Origin of the sequence: Streptosporangium amethystogenes subsp. fukuiense (assembly GCF_042665875.1) — a bacterium.
Lineage (GTDB): Bacteria > Actinomycetota > Actinomycetes > Streptosporangiales > Streptosporangiaceae > Streptosporangium > Streptosporangium fukuiense.
On record NZ_JBHTEE010000001.1, the window covers coordinates 3190359 to 3206073 of the forward strand.

The following is a 15715-nucleotide window of genomic DNA, read 5'->3' on the forward strand; positions in this document are numbered from 1 at the left end:
CGCTGCGCCGTACGCTCGCGCGTCGCCGGGCGCCGTGCCGTGGGCGTGTGGCGCCCGCCGTTCGCTCGCCCATCGGCTCGACCGCTCGGGCATGACTAGGCGAACACCTTCCGCACGTGGTGGAGGCCGCGGACCAGGGCGTCGATCTCGGCCGTTGTGTTGTACAGGTAGAAGGACGCCCGCGTGGTCGCGGGAATTCCGAATCGCAGATGGAGCGGACGGGCGCAGTGGTGCCCCACGCGCACTGCCACGCCGAAGTTGTCATCCAGGATCTGCCCGACGTCGTGCGGGTGAATCCCCTCCAGCGTGAACGAGACGGTGCCGCCACGGTCGGCGAGGTCCAGCGGGCCGATCACCTTCAGGCCCGGGATCTCTCCCAGCGCACCGAGCGCGTAGGCGGTGAGCTCGTGCTCGTGCCGGACGATGGCGTCCATCCCGACCTCGGACAGGTAGTCGACCGCGGCGCCGAGGCCGATCGCCTCGACGATCGGCGGCGTCCCCGCCTCGAACTTGTGCGGCGCGGGCGCGTAGGTCGAGCGGTCCATCCAGACCGCCTCGATCATCTCGCCGCCGCCCAGGAACGGGGGCATGGCCGAAAGCAGCTCACCGCGGGCCCACAGCACGCCGATCCCCGAGGGGCCGGCGACCTTGTGACCGGTGAAGGCCAGGAAGTCGACACCCAGCGCGGCCACGTCCACCTGCTGGTGAGGCACCGACTGCGAGGCGTCGAGCATCATCAGCGCGCCGACCTCGCGGACCCTGGCGAGCACCGGGGCGACCGGGTTGACCGTGCCCAGCACGTTCGACTGGTGCACGATCGAGACGATCTTCGTGCGCTCGGTGACGAGTTCGTCGAGGTTCGACAGGTCCAGGCGACCGGAGTCGGTGACGGAGAACCAGCGCAGCGTCGCACCCGTGCGCTGCGCGAGCATCTGCCACGGCACGATGTTGGAGTGGTGCTCCATCTCGGAGATGACGATCTCGTCTCCGGGGCCGAGCCGGAAGCGCGGGTCCTCGCCGATGGGGTTACCGAACGCGTACGCCACCAGGTTGAGCGCCTCGGAGGCGTTCTTGGTGAAGACGATCTCGTCGCGGTCGGGCGCGCCGACGAAGGCGGCGACCTTGTCCCTGGCGTTCTCGTACGCCTCGGTGGACTCGGCGCCCAGCGCGTGCATGGCGCGGCCGACGTTGGCGTAGTGCATCGCCATGTGCTCGCGCATCGCCTCGACCACCTGGGTCGGTTTCTGCGCGGAGTTGCCCGAGTCGAGATAGATCAGCGGCCTGCCACCGGGAAGCTCTCGGGAGAGGACCGGGAAGTCCTTCCTGATCCTCTCCACGTCAAGGCCGGTGTCCACCATCAGGCCGACGCCTTCGTGTAGGCCTCGTAACCCTCGTTCTCAAGCCGCTCGGCGAGCTCGGGGCCGCCCTGCTCCACGATCCGTCCCGCGGAGAAGACGTGGACGAAGTCCGGCTTCACATAACGCAGGATGCGGGTGTAGTGGGTGATGAGCAGCACACCGGTCTCGCCGTTCGAACGGAAGCGGTTGATCCCCTCGGAGACCACGCGCAGCGCGTCGACGTCGAGGCCGGAGTCGGTCTCGTCGAGAACCGCGATCTTCGGCTTGAGCAGCTCCAGCTGGAGGATCTCGTGGCGCTTCTTCTCACCGCCGGAGAAGCCCTCGTTGACGTTGCGCTGGGCGAAGGCCGCGTCGATGGACAGGGCGTCCATGCCGGACTTGAGATCCTTGGCGAACTGGCGGAGCTTGGGGGCCTCGCCGCGGACGGAGGTGACCGCGGTGCGCAGGAAGTTGGAGACGCTGACACCGGGGACCTCGACCGGGTACTGCATGGCGAGGAACAGCCCGGCGCGGGCGCGCTCGTCGACGGTCAGCTCCAGCAGGTCGACCCCGTCGAGCAGGACCTGGCCACCGGTGACCGTGTACTTGGGGTGACCCGCGATCGCGTACGCGAGCGTGGACTTGCCCGAGCCGTTGGGGCCCATGATGGCGTGGGTCTCGCCGGCCCGCACGGTCAGGTTGACGCCGCGCAGGATCTCCTTGTCGGCGACACTGACGTGCAGGTCGCGGATCTCCAGGGTGGAACCCGAGGGAACTCGGCTCGTGTCAGACACTTTTATGACTCCTTCGAGAGCGAGACGAGGACGTCATCGCCGTCGATCTTGACTCGGTAGACGGGGACGGGCTTGATGGCGGGCGGACCGGTGGGCTTGCCCGAACGCAGGTCGAAGCACGAACCGTGCAGCCAGCACTCCAGGGTGCCGTCGTAGACCTCACCCTCGCTGAGTTTCACCTCCGCGTGGGAGCACACGTCGTGCAGCGCGTAGACCTCCTCGCCCCGGCGGACCAGGGCGACGGGGGTCTCGCCCACCTCAACGCCGATCACGCCCTCGTCGGGGATGTCGGCGAGCTTGCAGACCTTCTCGAACGTCACTTCTCAAGCTCCGCCTCGACCCGGGCGAGCACCCGCTCGCGAAGCTCGGAGACCTCGATCTTCTCCACCAGTTGCGCGAAGAAGCCCCTGATGACGAGGCGACGCGCGTCCTCGTAGGGGATCCCGCGGGCCTGCAGGTAGAAGAGGTGCTCGTCGTCGAGGCGGCCGGAGGTGCTGGCGTGGCCGGCACCGGTGACCTCTCCGGTGAGGATCTCCAGGTTGGGCACCGAGTCGGCGCGGGCGCCGTCGGTGAGCAGCAGGTTGCGGTTGAGCTCGTAGGTGTCGGTGCCCTCGGCCTCGACCCGGATGATGACGTCGCCGATCCAGACCGCGTGGGCGTCGGTGCCCTGCAGCGCGCCGCGGTAGTCGACGTTGCTCCGGCAGCCGGGCCGGGAGTGGTCGACGAGCAGGCGGTGCTCCAGGTGCTGGCCGGCGTCGACGAAGTAGAGGCCGTTCAACTCGGCGTCGCCGCCGGGCCCTTCGTAGGAGACCGACGGGGAGAGCCGGACCAGGTCGCCTCCGAGGGTGACCACGAAGCTGCGGAAGGTCGCGTCCTTGGCGAGCAGGGCGTGGTGGTGGGAGACGTGCACGGCGTCGTCCGCCCAGTCCTGCAGGCTGATGACCTTGAGTGTGGCGCCCTCGCCCACGACGAACTCGACGTTGTCGGCGTAGAGCGCGCTGCCCTGGTGGTCGAGGACGACCACGGCCTCGGCCATCGGCTCCAGCTTCACGACCGTGTGGCCGTAGGCGGCGCCCCGGCCGGCCCCGGTGAGGGTGACCACGGTCGGGGTGGAGGTGACGGCCTCGCGCGCCACCGTGATCACGGTGGCCTTCTCGAAGGAGGCGTAGGCCTGGGCGCTGACCCGGTCGGCGGGCACGTAGGCCCGGCCGAGCCGCGCGTCGTCACGGCCGACGGTCTCCACGGTGACCTCGGGGGCGGCGTCGACGTGCACGACCACGTTCGCGGAGGCCGCGACGCCCTCGTGCAGGCCCTTGAGCCGGGAGAGCGGGGTGAAGCGCCACTCCTCCTCCCGGCCGGTCGGGACCGCGAAGTCCGCCACGTCGTACGAGGCCTTCTCGTGAAGCGTCGACAGGGGTTTGGCGGTGTCGAGGCCCATCAGCCGACGGCTCCTTCCATCTGCAGTTCGATCAGGCGGTTCAGCTCCAGGGCGTACTCCATCGGGAGCTCGCGGGCGATCGGCTCGACGAAGCCCCGGACGATCATCGCCATGGCCTCGTCCTCGCCCATGCCGCGGCTCATCAGGTAGAAGAGCTGGTCGTCGGAGACCTTGGAGACGGTGGCCTCGTGCCCCATGGAGACGTCGTCCTCGCGCACGTCCACGTAGGGGTAGGTGTCGGAGCGGCTGATCTGGTCGACGAGCAGCGCGTCGCACTTGACGGTGCTGGCGCTGCCGTACGCGCCCTCCTCGATCTGGACCAGACCGCGGTAGGAGGTGCGGCCGCCGCCCCTGGCGACGGACTTGGAGATCACCGAGGAGCTGGTGTTCGGTGCGAGGTGCACCATCTTGGAACCGGCGTCCTGGTGCTGGCCCTCACCGGCGAAGGCGACGCTGAGGGTCTCGCCCTTGGCGTGCTCGCCCATGAGGTAGACGGCCGGGTACTTCATGGTGACCTTGGAGCCGATGTTGCCGTCGATCCACTCCATGGTCGCGCCCTCGTACGCCACGGCGCGCTTGGTGACCAGGTTGTAGACGTTGTTCGACCAGTTCTGGATGGTCGTGTAGCGGCAGCGCGCGCCCTTCTTCACGACGATCTCCACGACCGCGCTGTGCAGCGAGTCCGAGGAGTAGATCGGCGCGGTGCAGCCCTCGACGTAGTGGACGTAGGAGTTCTCGTCCACGATGATCAGGGTCCGCTCGAACTGGCCCATGTTCTCGGTGTTGATCCGGAAGTAGGCCTGGAGCGGGATCTCCACGTTGACGTTCGGCGGCACGTAGATGAAGCTGCCGCCGCTCCAGGTCGCCGTGTTCAGCGCGGCGAACTTGTTGTCGCCGACAGGGATCACGGTCCCGAAGTACTCCTTGAAGATCTCCTCGTGCTCCTTGAGGGCGGTGTCGGTGTCGACGAAGATGACGCCCTTCTCCTCAAGGTCCTCACGGATCTTGTGGTAGACCACCTCGGACTCGTACTGGGCGGCGACGCCGGCGACCAGGCGCTGCTTCTCCGCCTCGGGGATGCCGAGCTTGTCGTAGGTGCTCTTGATGTCGTCGGGCAGGTCCTCCCATGAGGCGGCCTGCTTCTCGGTCGAGCGTACGAAGTACTTGATGTTGTCGAAGTCGATCCCGCTGAGGTCGGAGCCCCAGTTCGGCATGGGCTTCTTGCCGAACAGGCGCAGCCCCTTCAGACGAAGGTCCAGCATCCACTCCGGCTCGTTCTTCAGCGCGGAGATATTGCGGACGACCTCTTCGGACAGGCCGCGCCGGGCCGTCGCTCCCGCGGCGTCCGAGTCGGCCCAGCCGAACTTGTAATTCCCGAGGCCTTCCAGCTCCGGGCGGTCGGTGACAGTCACCTTCCGGTCTCCTTGCTCGATATGTCGATCGTTTCGTGGGCTGCTGGTGATTGCACCGGCATGGACGCCGGGGCCTTCGTCACGCGATCCTGCACGCCCGGCCCGGAATCCCGGTGGGGACTCACGTGCGTGGTGCACACGCCGTCGCCGTGGGCGATGGTCGCGAGCCGCTGCACAGGAGTGTCGAGGATGCGCGCGAACGCCTCCGTCTCGGCCTCGCACAGCTGCGGGAACTCCGCGGCCACGTGCGCCACCGGGCAATGGTGCTGACACAGCTGTTCACCGCCGAGGCTGGCCCTGCTCGCCGAGGCGGCGTAGCCGTCGGCCGACAGCGCCTCGGCCAGGACGCGCACCCGCTGGTCCGCGGGGACCTCGCGCATCTCCGGCCGCAGGCGGGCGACCAGGCCGGCCACCTGCGATCGGGCGAACTCCGCCACGGCCTCCTCGCCCATGCGCTCGGCCAGGAAACGCAGCGCGCTCCCGGCGAGACCGTCGTAGGCGTGCTCGAAGGCGCTCCGGCCGGCGTCCGTTATGGCGAACAGCTTGGCGGGCCGGCCGCGGCCGCGCTGGCCCCGTGGCCTGGCGGTGCGCGTCTCGGCCATTCCCTCGGCCAGCAGTGCGTCCAGGTGTCTGCGGACCGCGGCGGGGGTGAGGCCCAGCCGCTCGCCGAGAGCGGCGGCGGTGACGGGCCCGTGCTCCAGGATGAGCCGGGCGACACGCGCTCGCGTGCTGCGCTCGGCGGACACGGCGGAAGGCCGCACGACGGCGGCTCCCTCGGTGCCCTGCATCCCGGTCACGTATTTCACAACATCAGTGTGCCGTAATTGCTTCCCGAGTTACAAACCAATGTTCAGTCGCCTCAAATGCGATTTGTCACGCAGGTAAGGCTTACCTAACCTGCGGAAACGCGCCGCACGCCCCTTCGCAGCCCGGTGAAGGCCAGGAGCGAGACGAGGGTGAAACCGGCCAGCACGACGGCCATCGGCAGCGCGGAGTCCTCACCTCCCAGGCCCACCAGCGGCGCGGCGAGCGCGCCGAGCGCGAACTGCAGCACACCGGTCAGGGCGGCGGCGCTCCCGGCGATCTGCGGGGGCTGGCCGGCCAGGGCGAGCGCGGCGCTGCCGGGCATGACGAAACCCGCACCGCACATGATCACGAACAGTGCGGCGACCAGCAGCGGCAGGGGCAGCTGGAGCAGTGCCGTGACGAGCAACGTCACGGCTCCGGCCACGCTCGTGAACAGCCCGATCAGGATCAACCGGGCCGGGTCGACCCGGTGCCCCGCGAGGCGCCCGCCGATCTGCGCGGTAACGGTCAGCCCCAGGGCGTTCAGCCCGAACACCAGGGAGAAGGTCTGCGCCGAGGTGTCGTAGACCTCCTGGAGCACGAAGGGCGATCCGGAGATGTAGGCGAACATGCCCGCGAAGCCCAGCCCTCCGGCCAGGGCGGGGGCCATGAAGGACCGATCGCCGAGCAGGTGCCGGAAGGTGACGAGGGTGTGCCGCAGCCCCCCGCCCTCACGCTGGTCCGCGGGGAGCGTCTCGCGCACCCCGGACAGCGCGGCGGCCAGCAACAGCAGGCCGGCGACGCTCAGCGCGACGAAGACGCCCCGCCAGGAGGTGTGGTTGAGCAGCTGCGCGCCCGCGAGCGGGGCCAGGATCGGCGCGAGACCGGTCACCAGCATGAGGGTGGCGAAGATGCGGGCGATGGCCGCCCCCTCGTACAGGTCCCGGACGACCGCGCGGACGATCACCAGCGCGGCGCCGCCCGCGATGCCCTGGAGCAGGCGGAACCCGACCAGCCCGTACACCGAGGGCGAGAAGGCGCACAGCAGTGAGGCGACGGCGTAGGCGAAGATGCCGAACAGCAGCGGCCCCCGCCGACCGCGTACGTCGCTGAGCGGGCCGGCGACGACCTGTCCGACGGAGACCCCGATGAGACAGGCGGTGAGGGTGAGCTGCACCTGCGCCTGCCCGGCGCCCAGGTCGGCGGCGATGGCGGGGAAGGCCGGCAGGTACATGTCGATCGACAGGGGGCCGATCGCGGAGAGCGCGCCCAGGATGATCAGCAACAGTCTGCGCCGCGTGCCCGGCATCACGTCCGACTCGCCGACGACCGCGGTCATACCCGTACTCCCCTTTTGATCGCAGGCCACGATGGGCCCACAGGGGCCGAAGCGTCCCAACCATCAACAGGTCATCCGAATTCCTAGATTTAGGAAATTTATTAGAAAGAGCGGCAAAGCACTGACCAGCAAAAGCCGTTCGGGAGCGCCCGGCGCCTCAGGGCCGGAACTCCCGGCCGGCACGGAACGGCCCGGACGCGTGGTCCGGGAACGTGACCGGCGGCCGCGGTCCCTAAACTCGTGGCCATGGAATCCCCAGCCGTCGAGATCGTCGACCTGGTCAAGAGATACGGCGGAACAACCGCTATCGACGGCCTGACCTTCAACGCCGCCCGAGGCGCGGTCACCGCCGTGCTGGGCCCCAACGGGGCCGGCAAGACCTCCACGCTGGAGATCTGCGAGGGATTCCGCCGTGCCGACGGCGGCGAGGTGAAGGTGCTCGGGCTCGACCCGTCCAGGCCGGAGCTGCGGGCCAGGGTCGGGGTGATGCTCCAGGCGGGCGGCGTTCCCCCGGCGACCCGCTGTGGGCAGTGGCTGCGGCTGATGGCCCGCTTCCACGCCCACCCGCTCGATCCCGCGGCGCTGCTGGAACGGCTGGGGCTGACCGAGCACGCCCGCACCCCGTACCGGAGGCTCTCCGGCGGCCAGCAGCAGCGCGTGTCGCTGGCCGGAGCGGTCATCGGCCGTCCCGAGCTGGTCTTCCTCGACGAGCCGACCGCGGGCCTGGACCCACAGGCCAGGCACGCCTGCTGGGAGCTGGTGCGCGATCTGCGCGCGAACGGGGTCTCGGTGGTGCTCACCACCCACCACATGGACGAGGCGGAGAAGCTCTCCGACCAGATCGTGATCATCGACCGCGGCCGGGTGGTCGCCGAGGGCACCCCCTCCTCACTCACCGGCGCCGAGCGTCAGCTGCGCTTCCGCGCCCGCCCCGGGCTCTGCCTGGACGAGTTGCTCGCCGCGCTGCCCGCCGGCAGCTCGGCCAAGGAGTCACCGGCGGGGCACTACATCATCGAGGGTCAGGTCGCGCCCGGCCTGCTGGCCACCGTGACGACCTGGTGCGCCGCCGAGGGCGTGAGCACCGAAGACCTCAGCATCGAGCGGCGTACCCTGGAAGACGTCTTCCTGGAGCTGACCGGGCGCGAGCTCCGGTGACGCGCCCGGCCCCCACACCTTCACCACGCATGGATCCGGGCGCGGCCCGAGCCAGACCACAGGAGAGCCGCTTGACCACCCTGGATCTCACCCCGGCCCCCGGAGCCGCGCCGCTGCGCCGGATGGTGACGGCCCAGACGGGCGCGGAGATCCAGGCGATGCTCCGCAACGGCGAGCAGCTGCTGCTCACGATGATCATCCCGGTGCTGCTGCTCGTCGGCCTCTCGGTCGCCCCGATCATCGACGTGGGCGGCGGTTCCCGCATCGACTTCATGGCCCCCGGAGTGCTCGCGCTGGCCGTGATGTCCACCGCCTTCACCGGGCAGGCCATCGCGACCGGCTTCGAGCGCCGCTACGGCGTGCTGAAGCGGCTGGGCGCGACCCCGCTGTCGCGGACCGGGCTGATGCTGGCCAAGACGCTCGCGGTGATCGCCGTGGAGGTCATCCAGGTCACGGTCATCTGCGGGGTGGCGCTCGCCCTGGGCTGGCGCCCGGCGGGCTCGCCGCTCGCGGTGCTGCTGCTGGTCGTGCTGGGCACCGCCGCGTTCAGCGGGCTCGGCCTGCTGATGGCCGGCACGCTGCGCGCCGAGGCGACGCTCGCCGCGGCGAACCTCGTCTACCTGGTCCTGCTCGCCTGCGGCGGGATCGCCTTCCCGCTGACCAGGTTCCCCGAGTCGGTGCGGCCGGTGCTGGAGTCACTGCCGATCTCCGCGCTGAGCGGAGGGCTCCGCGCGGTCCTGAGCGAGGGGGCGGGACCGCCTCTCGCCGCGCTGGCGGTCCTCGCGGCGTGGGCCGCGGTGTCGCTCTTCCTGACCTCGCGAACCTTCCGCTGGGAATGACGTCGTGGTGGCCCGTCCCCTGGCGGCCGGCCTCTTTCCTGAGCCCGTCTCGCATCGCGGACGTCACTGAGAACAGGACCTCCCGACAAGTAAGGTGCCATTAACTAATTCGCACCTGGCACAAGGAGTGTCGTGACCGCCGAAGCCCTGCCCGGGCCCGCCGAGCCCCGCAGACCGGGAGCGCTGCTGAGGGCCGCCTCCGACGCCATCCCGCCATCCGGTCTGGTGCTGCTGGCCATCCTGTCGGTACAGGTGGGCGCGGGTTTCGCCAAGGACCTGTTCTCCCAGCTGCCACCGAGCGCGGTGGTGTTCCTGCGGATCGCGACGGGTGCGCTGATCATGGGAGTGATCGCCAGGCCCAGGCTGAGGGGACTGACCCGGACGGACCTCGCGGCGGGCGCGGCCTTCGGCCTGACGCTTGGCCTGATGAACCTGTCGTTCTACGAGGCGCTGGCCCGGCTGCCCATGGGCATCGCGGTGGCGATCGAGTTCCTCGGGCCGCTCGGTGTCGCGGTGGCGGCCTCGCGCCGCCGCCTCGACCTGCTCTGGGTCGTGCTCGCCGCCTCCGGCGTGGTGCTGCTGGCCCCGTGGGGCACCTCGGCCTCCAGGATCAGCTGGGCCGGAATCGCCTTCGCCCTGGTCGCGGCGGCCTGCTGGGCCGGCTACATCCTGCTGGCGGCCTCGGTCGGCCGGCGTTTCCCCGGGGCCACCGGCCTCTCCCTGGCGATGATCGTCTCCTTCGTGCTGATCGCCCCCTTCGGGATCGCCTCGGGCGGCGCCGACCTGCTCCGCCCCGAGCTGCTGCTGATCGGTGTCGGGGTGGGCCTGCTGTCGTCGGTCATCCCCTACTCGATAGAGCTGGAGGCGCTGCGCAGGATGCCCAAGCGGGTCTTCGGCATCCTGATGAGCCTGGAGCCCGCGGCGGCCGCGCTGGTCGGCCTGCTGGTACTGGGCGAGGTGCTCCAGGTACGCGAGTGGGCCGCCATCGGCTGCGTGGTCATCGCCAGCGTCGGCGCCACCCGCGGCTCGCGCTGACCCGCGCCGCTATTCGGGGCGGCTGGCCCAGATGCCGCGTACGTGCCGGATGTGCTCGCGCATCAGCCGCTCGGCACCGCTCACGTCTCCCGCCGAGAGCAGGTCGAGCAGCGTGAGATGCTCGCGGGCGGAGTCGACCAGGCCCCCCCTTTGGTGCAGGGCGGACAGGCCGTACAGACGGGCCCGGTTGCGCAGGTCGCGGACCACCTCCACGAGGTGGGAGTTGCCCGCCAGAGCGAGCAGGTCCAGGTGAAAGCGGATGTCGGCGTCGACGTAACCGAGCAGGTCGCCGCGCTCGGCCGCGTCGACGATCGCCCTGGCCTGCGGGCGGAGCGCCTCGAAGCTCGGCGCGTCCCCGGCGCCGGCCGGTCTGCCGGCCAGTTGTGACACCGTGGGCACCTCGATCAGCCTGCGGAGCTCGGTCAGCTCGTCCAGGTCGCGCTCGGACAGCTCGGTGACCCGGAAGCCCTTGTTGCGCACCGCCTCCACCAGGCCCTCCTTGGCCAGGTCGAGCATCGCCTCGCGCACCGGGGTCGCCGAGACGCCGAACTGGGCGGCGAGGGCCGGGGCGGAGTAGACCATGCCGGGTCTCATCTCACCGGTGATCAGTGCCGCCCTGAGCGCGTGTGCCACCTGCTCCCGCAGGCTCTGCCGCTCACGCACAGCCGGCAGGTCGGGCCGGCCGTCCGCCCTAGGAGCCATCCCCAAACCTCTCGTGTCGCTCGTGTCCACACCTGGTGGGCCGAGCCCGTTACCTTCACATCCTCCCAGGCCGTGCGCGTACTCCCGAACACCCGGTGCCCTCATCAGGAAGGCACGGCACCAGCGGCGGACCCGCCTTCCTCGGCCCCGCCGAGGTAGGCCTCGACCACCCGGGGGTCCCGGCGGAGCTCGGCGGCGGGCCCGTCGAGGACGCGCTCGCCGTTCTCGATCACGTAACCACGGTGGGCGATCCCGAGGGCGGCGACCGCGTTCTGCTCGACGAGCAGCACCGAGGTGCCCTCGGCGTTGATGCCCGCGATGAGTTTCATGACCGAGGCGACGACCAGCGGCGCCAGGCCCATGGACGGCTCGTCCAGCAGCAGCAGCCGGGGCCCGGTGACCAGCGCCCTGCCGATGGCGAGCATCTGCTGCTCGCCGCCCGACAGCGTGCCCCCCTGCTGGGCGCGCCGCTCGGCCAGGCGGGGCAGCAGCTCGTACACGTGCTCGATCCGCCTGCGGATCTCCGCCTGGTCGCGGACCAGGTAGCCGCCCAGCTGGAGATTCTCATGGACGCTGAGCGTGCTGAAGATCCGGCGGCCCTCGGGGACGTGCACCAGGCCGCGGGCGGTGATCCTGTGCGGCTTCCGGCCGGTGATCTCGTGGCCGTCGAAGAGCACCCTGCCGCCGCTGGGGCGCAGCAGCCCCGAGACCGCGGCCAGCGTGGTGGTCTTGCCCGCGCCGTTGTTGCCCAGCAGGGCGACGATCTCACCCTCGGCGACGCCGAGGGACAGGCCGCGCAGGGCGTGCACGCCGCCGTAGTGGACGTCCAGCCCGTCGATGTCAAGCATGCGCGTCGCTCCCGGCCGAGTCCGCTTTCCCCGGGTCACCCTGCCCCGTGCTGTCCTGCCCCGCGATCTTCTCCTCCGGCACTGTCTCCCCCGGTGCGGTCTCCTCCAGGACGGCGGGATCGCCGCCGAGATATGCCTCGATGACCGCCGGGTCGCGCCGGACGTCCTCGGGGCGGCCGTCGGCGATCTCCCTGCCGAAGTTGAGCACGACCACGCGCTCGGAGACCTCCATGACCAGCCCCATGTCGTGCTCGATGAGCACGATGGCCACGCCGAGTGCCTGGATGCGCCGGATCAGGTCGAGCATCTCGGCCTTCTCGCCGTGGTTGAGCCCGGCCGCGGGCTCGTCGAGCAGCAGCAGGTCGGGCCGGCGGGCCAGCGCACGGGCGATCTCGGTGCGGCGCTGCTCGCCGTAGGGCAGGGCTCTGGCCTGCCCGTACCGGTCGCCGCGCAGGCCGACGAAGTCCAGCCAGTGGTGTGCCTGCTCGGTGCACTCGCGCTCGGAGCGCCGGTAGCGCGGGGTGTGCAGCAGGGCGTCCAGGACGCTCTGGCGCAACCACAGGTGCGATCCGGCGCGCACGTTGTCCAGGACCGACAGCTCGCCGAACAGGCGCAGGTTCTGGAAGGTCCGCGCGACGCCCAGGCCCGCGATGGCCGAGGGCCGCAGTCCGGACAGGTCCCTTCCGCGCAGGGTGATCCGGCCGGAGGCGGGCCGGTAGAAGCCGGTGACGCAGTTGAAGGCCGACGTCTTGCCCGCCCCGTTGGGCCCGATCACGGAGACGATCTCCGCCTCGCCCACCGAGAACGACAGGCCGTCGATGGCCACCAGCCCGCCGAAGGACAGGCGCAGGTCGGCCACGCTCAGCAGGCTCAAGGGACCTCCTTGGAACGGGCCGGCCAGAGCCCCTGGGGGCGCAGCAGCATGAAGGCGATGAGCAGGACGCCGAAGAGGAAGAACCGGTAGTCGGCGAGGTCGCGCAGGATCTCCGGCAGGATGCTGATCACGACGGCCCCGACGACGACGCCGGGCGTCGAGCCCATGCCGCCGAGGACCACGGCCATCAGCACCAGCGCCGACGACAGGAAGGTGAAGCTGCCCGGCGAGATGGCCGACAGGTGCGCGGCGAACAGCACCCCGGCCAGGCCGCCCCAGACCGCCCCGGCCACGTAGGCGGCGAGCTTGACCCGGTAGGTGTGCACGCCCATCGCCTCGGCCGCGTCCTCGTCCTCGCGGACGAAGCGCCAGGCCCGGCCCAGGCGGGAGCGGCCCAGCCTGGCCGCGCCGAGGACGGCCAGCGAGACGACGACCACGGTGAGGTAGTAGAAGGCCACCGGACCTTCGACCAGGTGCGGGATGCCGTAGATGCCCGAGGGGCCGCCGGTGACGTCCAGGTTGTTGGCGGTGATCCGGATGATCTCCCCGAAGCCGAGCGTCACGATGGCGAGGTAGTCACTGCGCAGCCGCAGCGTCGGCGCGCCGATGACGATCCCGGCGACGACCGTGACCACGATCACGGCGGGCACCGTGGCGAGCAGCGGCAACTCCAGGCGGGTGGCCAGCACCCCGCTGGTGTAGGCGCCGACCGCGAAGAAGGCGACGTAGCCCAGGTCGAGCAGGCCGCAGTAGCCGACCACGATGTTCAGCCCGGCGGCGAGCATCACCGCGATGGCCGCGCTGGTCATGACCGACAGCGCGTACGGCGTGGCGTCGACGAAGGGGGCCAGCAGCGCGACCAGCAGCCCCGCGAGCCCGGCCCAGCGGTTCTGCAGCAGCTTCGAGGCCCTGCTGGGCGGTGAGTCCGTACCGAGACGGCGGACCCTGGTCGCGCTCACACCCGCTCCGTCACACGCTCGCCGAGCAGGCCGGTGGGCCGTACCGTCAGGAACAGGATCAGCACCCCGAAGGCGAACACGTCCCGCCACTCGCCGCCCAGCCAGAACGTGCCGAACGACTCCAGCAGCCCGAGGAGCAGGCCGCCGAGCATGGTGCCGGGGATGTTGCCGATGCCGCCGATGACCGCCGCCGTGAACGCCTTGAGGCCGATCAGGAAGCCCATCATGAAGTCGATCTTCCCGTAGTAGGCCCCCGCCATCACGCCCGCGGCCCCCGCCAGGGCCGAGCCGACGAAGAAGGCGCGGGAGATCACCGCGTTGACGTCGATGCCCATCAGCGCGCTGGTGCGCGGATCCAGCGCGATGGCCCGCATGGCCCTGCCCTCGCGGGTCCGGGTGACCAGCAGGTTGAGCCCGGCCATCAGCAGCACCGCCACGCCGATCAGGACGAGTTGCTGCGGGGTGATCCTGGCGCCGAGGACCTCGAACGAGGTGCCGCCCAGCCGCACCGGGTAGACCCGGGGGTCGGCCCCGGCCACCGCGCGCATCCCGTACTCCAGGGCGAAGGAGGCGCCCACGGCGGTGATCAGCAGGGACAGCCGCGGGGCGCGGCGTAGCGGACGGTAGGCGATCCGCTCCAGCGTCACCCCCGCCAGGCCGGTGACGACCATGGTCGCCAGGAGCACCGCGAGCAGCAGCGGCAGGGCCATGGCGGAGGACACGCCGCCGACCGCGCCGAGGATGGCGAAGCCGGCGAACGCACCGAGCATGTACAGGTCGCCGTGGGCGAAGTTGAGCAGCTTGATGATCCCGTAGACCATGCTGTAACCCAGGGCCACCAGGGCGTAGAACGAGCCGACGAACAGCCCGTTCCAGATGAGTTGCGTCACTTCAGGGAGTCCTGCAGGGCGAATTTGTCGCTCTTGACGACGAGGATCTGGAAGCCTCCGTTGGCCAGGGTGTGTTCGGGGGTGAACTTCAGCGGCCCGGAGAACATCGGGAAGCCGTCGATCGCCTCAAGCGCCGCGATGACCTTGGTTCCGTCGGTGCCGCCCGCCTTGGTGACCGCCTCCGCGGCCAGCCGGACCGCGTCGTAGGCCTGGTTGGAGTACGGGCCCGGCTCGGCGCCGTACTTCTTCCGGTAGGCGTCGATCCAGCCCTCGGCGCCCTCCAGGGTGTCGGGGGTCTGGGTCATCGTGGCGTAGAGGCCCTCGGCGGCCTCGGCTCCGGCGATCTCGACCAGCTTGGGAGAGACCGAGCCGTCGCCGACCATGATGGAGCCCTTGTACCCGGCCTGCCGGAGCTGGCGCGCGATCAGGCCGCCCTCCTGGAAGTAACCGGTCCAGTAGACGAAGTCGGGCTTCTTGGCCAGCACGTTGGTGATGTTGGCGCTGTAGTCGCTCTCCTTCGGGGTGACCGCCTCGGTGATCGTGGCCTCGGCTCCGCCGGGGGCCTCCAGCAGGCTCTGGGTGCGCAGCGCGATGTCCTTGGAGTAGCTGGTGTTGTCGTGCATCAGCGCGACGCTCTTGGAACCCTGCTTGGTGATCCACTTCTCCGCGGCCGCGGCCTGCTGGGAACCGGTGCCGTTGATCAGGAAGACGTGTTCGAGCTTCTGGTCGACCAGCTCCTGGGAGTTGGCCGCCGGAATGATCATGGGAATGCCGGCCTTGCCGAAGATCGGCAGGGTGGGGAGCGTCGCACCGGAGCAGTAGCCGCCCACGGAGACGTCGACTCCCTCGGTGACCAGCTTGTTGGCGCCGGCGGCGGCCGACTGGGCGTCACAGGCGTCGTCGGCGGTCTTCAGTTCCAGCTGGCGGCCGAGCACGCCGCCCTTGGCGTTGATCTCGTCGATCGCGAGCTGCGCCGCGTTGCTCATGTAGGGACCGATGGCGGCCTCGCTGCCCGACTGCGGGATCAGCATGCCGAGGACGATCGGCCCGTCCTTCCCGGCCGCGGTCTGCCCGGCGCCGTCACCACCGCCGAGCAGTCCCTGGCCACACCCGGTGACCAGGAGGCCGAGAACGGCCAGCGACGTGAAGGATTTCAGGGGGATGGCACGCATGTGCTGCTCCTCACATCTGGCGATGTGTGACATCGCACGTGTACTTCGAAGGACGCGTCAAGGCCCGAAACAAGATCGTTAGCGTTAGGACATCGCTTCTTCCGCAAGCTGCGACCCGCCGGGGCACGGATCGCC

The 15715-nt window shown here is 70.3% G+C and carries 16 protein-coding genes; 3 read left to right on the forward strand and 13 right to left on the reverse strand.

The genetic code is table 11. The features are described 5' to 3' along the window. Nucleotides 1-95 precede the first annotated feature (95 nt). From ACFQVD_RS13945 to ACFQVD_RS13975, 7 genes are all read right to left on the reverse strand, one after another. Nucleotides 96-1358, reverse strand: coding sequence for a cysteine desulfurase (locus ACFQVD_RS13945; protein WP_343981585.1), 1263 nt, complete (start codon nucleotides 1356-1358; stop codon nucleotides 96-98). Next, nucleotides 1358-2131, reverse strand: a complete 774-nt coding sequence (gene sufC, locus ACFQVD_RS13950) for a Fe-S cluster assembly ATPase SufC (RefSeq protein ID WP_386271258.1) — start codon at nucleotides 2129-2131, stop codon at nucleotides 1358-1360. Before sufC ends, ACFQVD_RS13945 begins: the two co-directional genes overlap by 1 nt. A gap of 2 nt (nucleotides 2132-2133) precedes the next feature. Further along, nucleotides 2134-2451, reverse strand: coding sequence for a Rieske (2Fe-2S) protein (locus tag ACFQVD_RS13955; RefSeq protein ID WP_343981588.1), 318 nt, complete (start codon nucleotides 2449-2451; stop codon nucleotides 2134-2136). Then, a complete protein-coding gene (gene sufD, locus ACFQVD_RS13960) occupies nucleotides 2448-3569 on the reverse strand; it encodes a Fe-S cluster assembly protein SufD (protein ID WP_343981591.1) in 1122 nt (373 codons plus the stop codon). Before sufD ends, ACFQVD_RS13955 begins: the two co-directional genes overlap by 4 nt. Next, nucleotides 3569-4981: a Fe-S cluster assembly protein SufB gene (sufB, locus tag ACFQVD_RS13965; RefSeq protein ID WP_343981594.1), complete on the reverse strand. Its 1413-nt coding sequence runs from the start codon at nucleotides 4979-4981 to the stop codon at nucleotides 3569-3571. Before sufB ends, sufD begins: the two co-directional genes overlap by 1 nt. After that, nucleotides 4978-5769, reverse strand: coding sequence for a helix-turn-helix transcriptional regulator (locus ACFQVD_RS13970; RefSeq protein ID WP_343981638.1), 792 nt, complete (start codon nucleotides 5767-5769; stop codon nucleotides 4978-4980). Before ACFQVD_RS13970 ends, sufB begins: the two co-directional genes overlap by 4 nt. Nucleotides 5770-5873: 104 nt before the next feature. Beyond that, nucleotides 5874-7106: a multidrug effflux MFS transporter gene (locus ACFQVD_RS13975; RefSeq protein WP_343981598.1), complete on the reverse strand. Its 1233-nt coding sequence runs from the start codon at nucleotides 7104-7106 to the stop codon at nucleotides 5874-5876. Nucleotides 7107-7352: 246 nt separating this feature from the next. Between ACFQVD_RS13975 and ACFQVD_RS13980 the strand changes: the two genes are divergently transcribed. The 3 genes from ACFQVD_RS13980 to ACFQVD_RS13990 all read left to right on the forward strand — a co-directional run bounded on the left by ACFQVD_RS13980 (nucleotide 7353) and on the right by ACFQVD_RS13990 (nucleotide 10135). Next, entirely contained in the window at nucleotides 7353-8261 is a 909-nt protein-coding gene (locus ACFQVD_RS13980; protein WP_343981601.1) for an ABC transporter ATP-binding protein, read from the forward strand. Between the two features lie 29 nt (nucleotides 8262-8290). After that, the gene (locus ACFQVD_RS13985; RefSeq protein ID WP_343981604.1) at nucleotides 8291-9100 is read left to right on the forward strand and encodes an ABC transporter permease; all 810 of its coding nucleotides are present in this window, start codon (nucleotides 8291-8293) and stop codon (nucleotides 9098-9100) included. A 132-nt stretch (nucleotides 9101-9232) separates the two neighbouring features. Then, a complete protein-coding gene (locus ACFQVD_RS13990; protein ID WP_343981607.1) occupies nucleotides 9233-10135 on the forward strand; it encodes an EamA family transporter in 903 nt (300 codons plus the stop codon). A gap of 9 nt (nucleotides 10136-10144) precedes the next feature. Here the strand turns inward: ACFQVD_RS13990 and ACFQVD_RS13995 are convergent, their stop codons facing one another. From ACFQVD_RS13995 to ACFQVD_RS14020, 6 genes are all read right to left on the reverse strand, one after another. Then, a complete protein-coding gene (locus ACFQVD_RS13995) occupies nucleotides 10145-10837 on the reverse strand; it encodes a GntR family transcriptional regulator (RefSeq protein WP_343981610.1) in 693 nt (230 codons plus the stop codon). Between the two features lie 104 nt (nucleotides 10838-10941). Next, nucleotides 10942-11685, reverse strand: a complete 744-nt coding sequence (locus tag ACFQVD_RS14000; protein WP_343981613.1) for an ABC transporter ATP-binding protein — start codon at nucleotides 11683-11685, stop codon at nucleotides 10942-10944. Next, a complete protein-coding gene (locus ACFQVD_RS14005; RefSeq protein WP_343981616.1) occupies nucleotides 11678-12559 on the reverse strand; it encodes an ABC transporter ATP-binding protein in 882 nt (293 codons plus the stop codon). The genes ACFQVD_RS14000 and ACFQVD_RS14005 overlap by 8 nt, the downstream gene beginning before the upstream one ends. Continuing rightward, entirely contained in the window at nucleotides 12556-13518 is a 963-nt protein-coding gene (locus ACFQVD_RS14010; RefSeq protein WP_343981619.1) for a branched-chain amino acid ABC transporter permease, read from the reverse strand. Before ACFQVD_RS14010 ends, ACFQVD_RS14005 begins: the two co-directional genes overlap by 4 nt. Further along, nucleotides 13515-14408: a branched-chain amino acid ABC transporter permease gene (locus ACFQVD_RS14015; protein ID WP_030904884.1), complete on the reverse strand. Its 894-nt coding sequence runs from the start codon at nucleotides 14406-14408 to the stop codon at nucleotides 13515-13517. Before ACFQVD_RS14015 ends, ACFQVD_RS14010 begins: the two co-directional genes overlap by 4 nt. Beyond that, entirely contained in the window at nucleotides 14405-15580 is a 1176-nt protein-coding gene (locus ACFQVD_RS14020) for a branched-chain amino acid ABC transporter substrate-binding protein (RefSeq protein WP_343981623.1), read from the reverse strand. The genes ACFQVD_RS14015 and ACFQVD_RS14020 overlap by 4 nt, the downstream gene beginning before the upstream one ends. Between the last annotated feature and the right edge of the window lie 135 nt (nucleotides 15581-15715).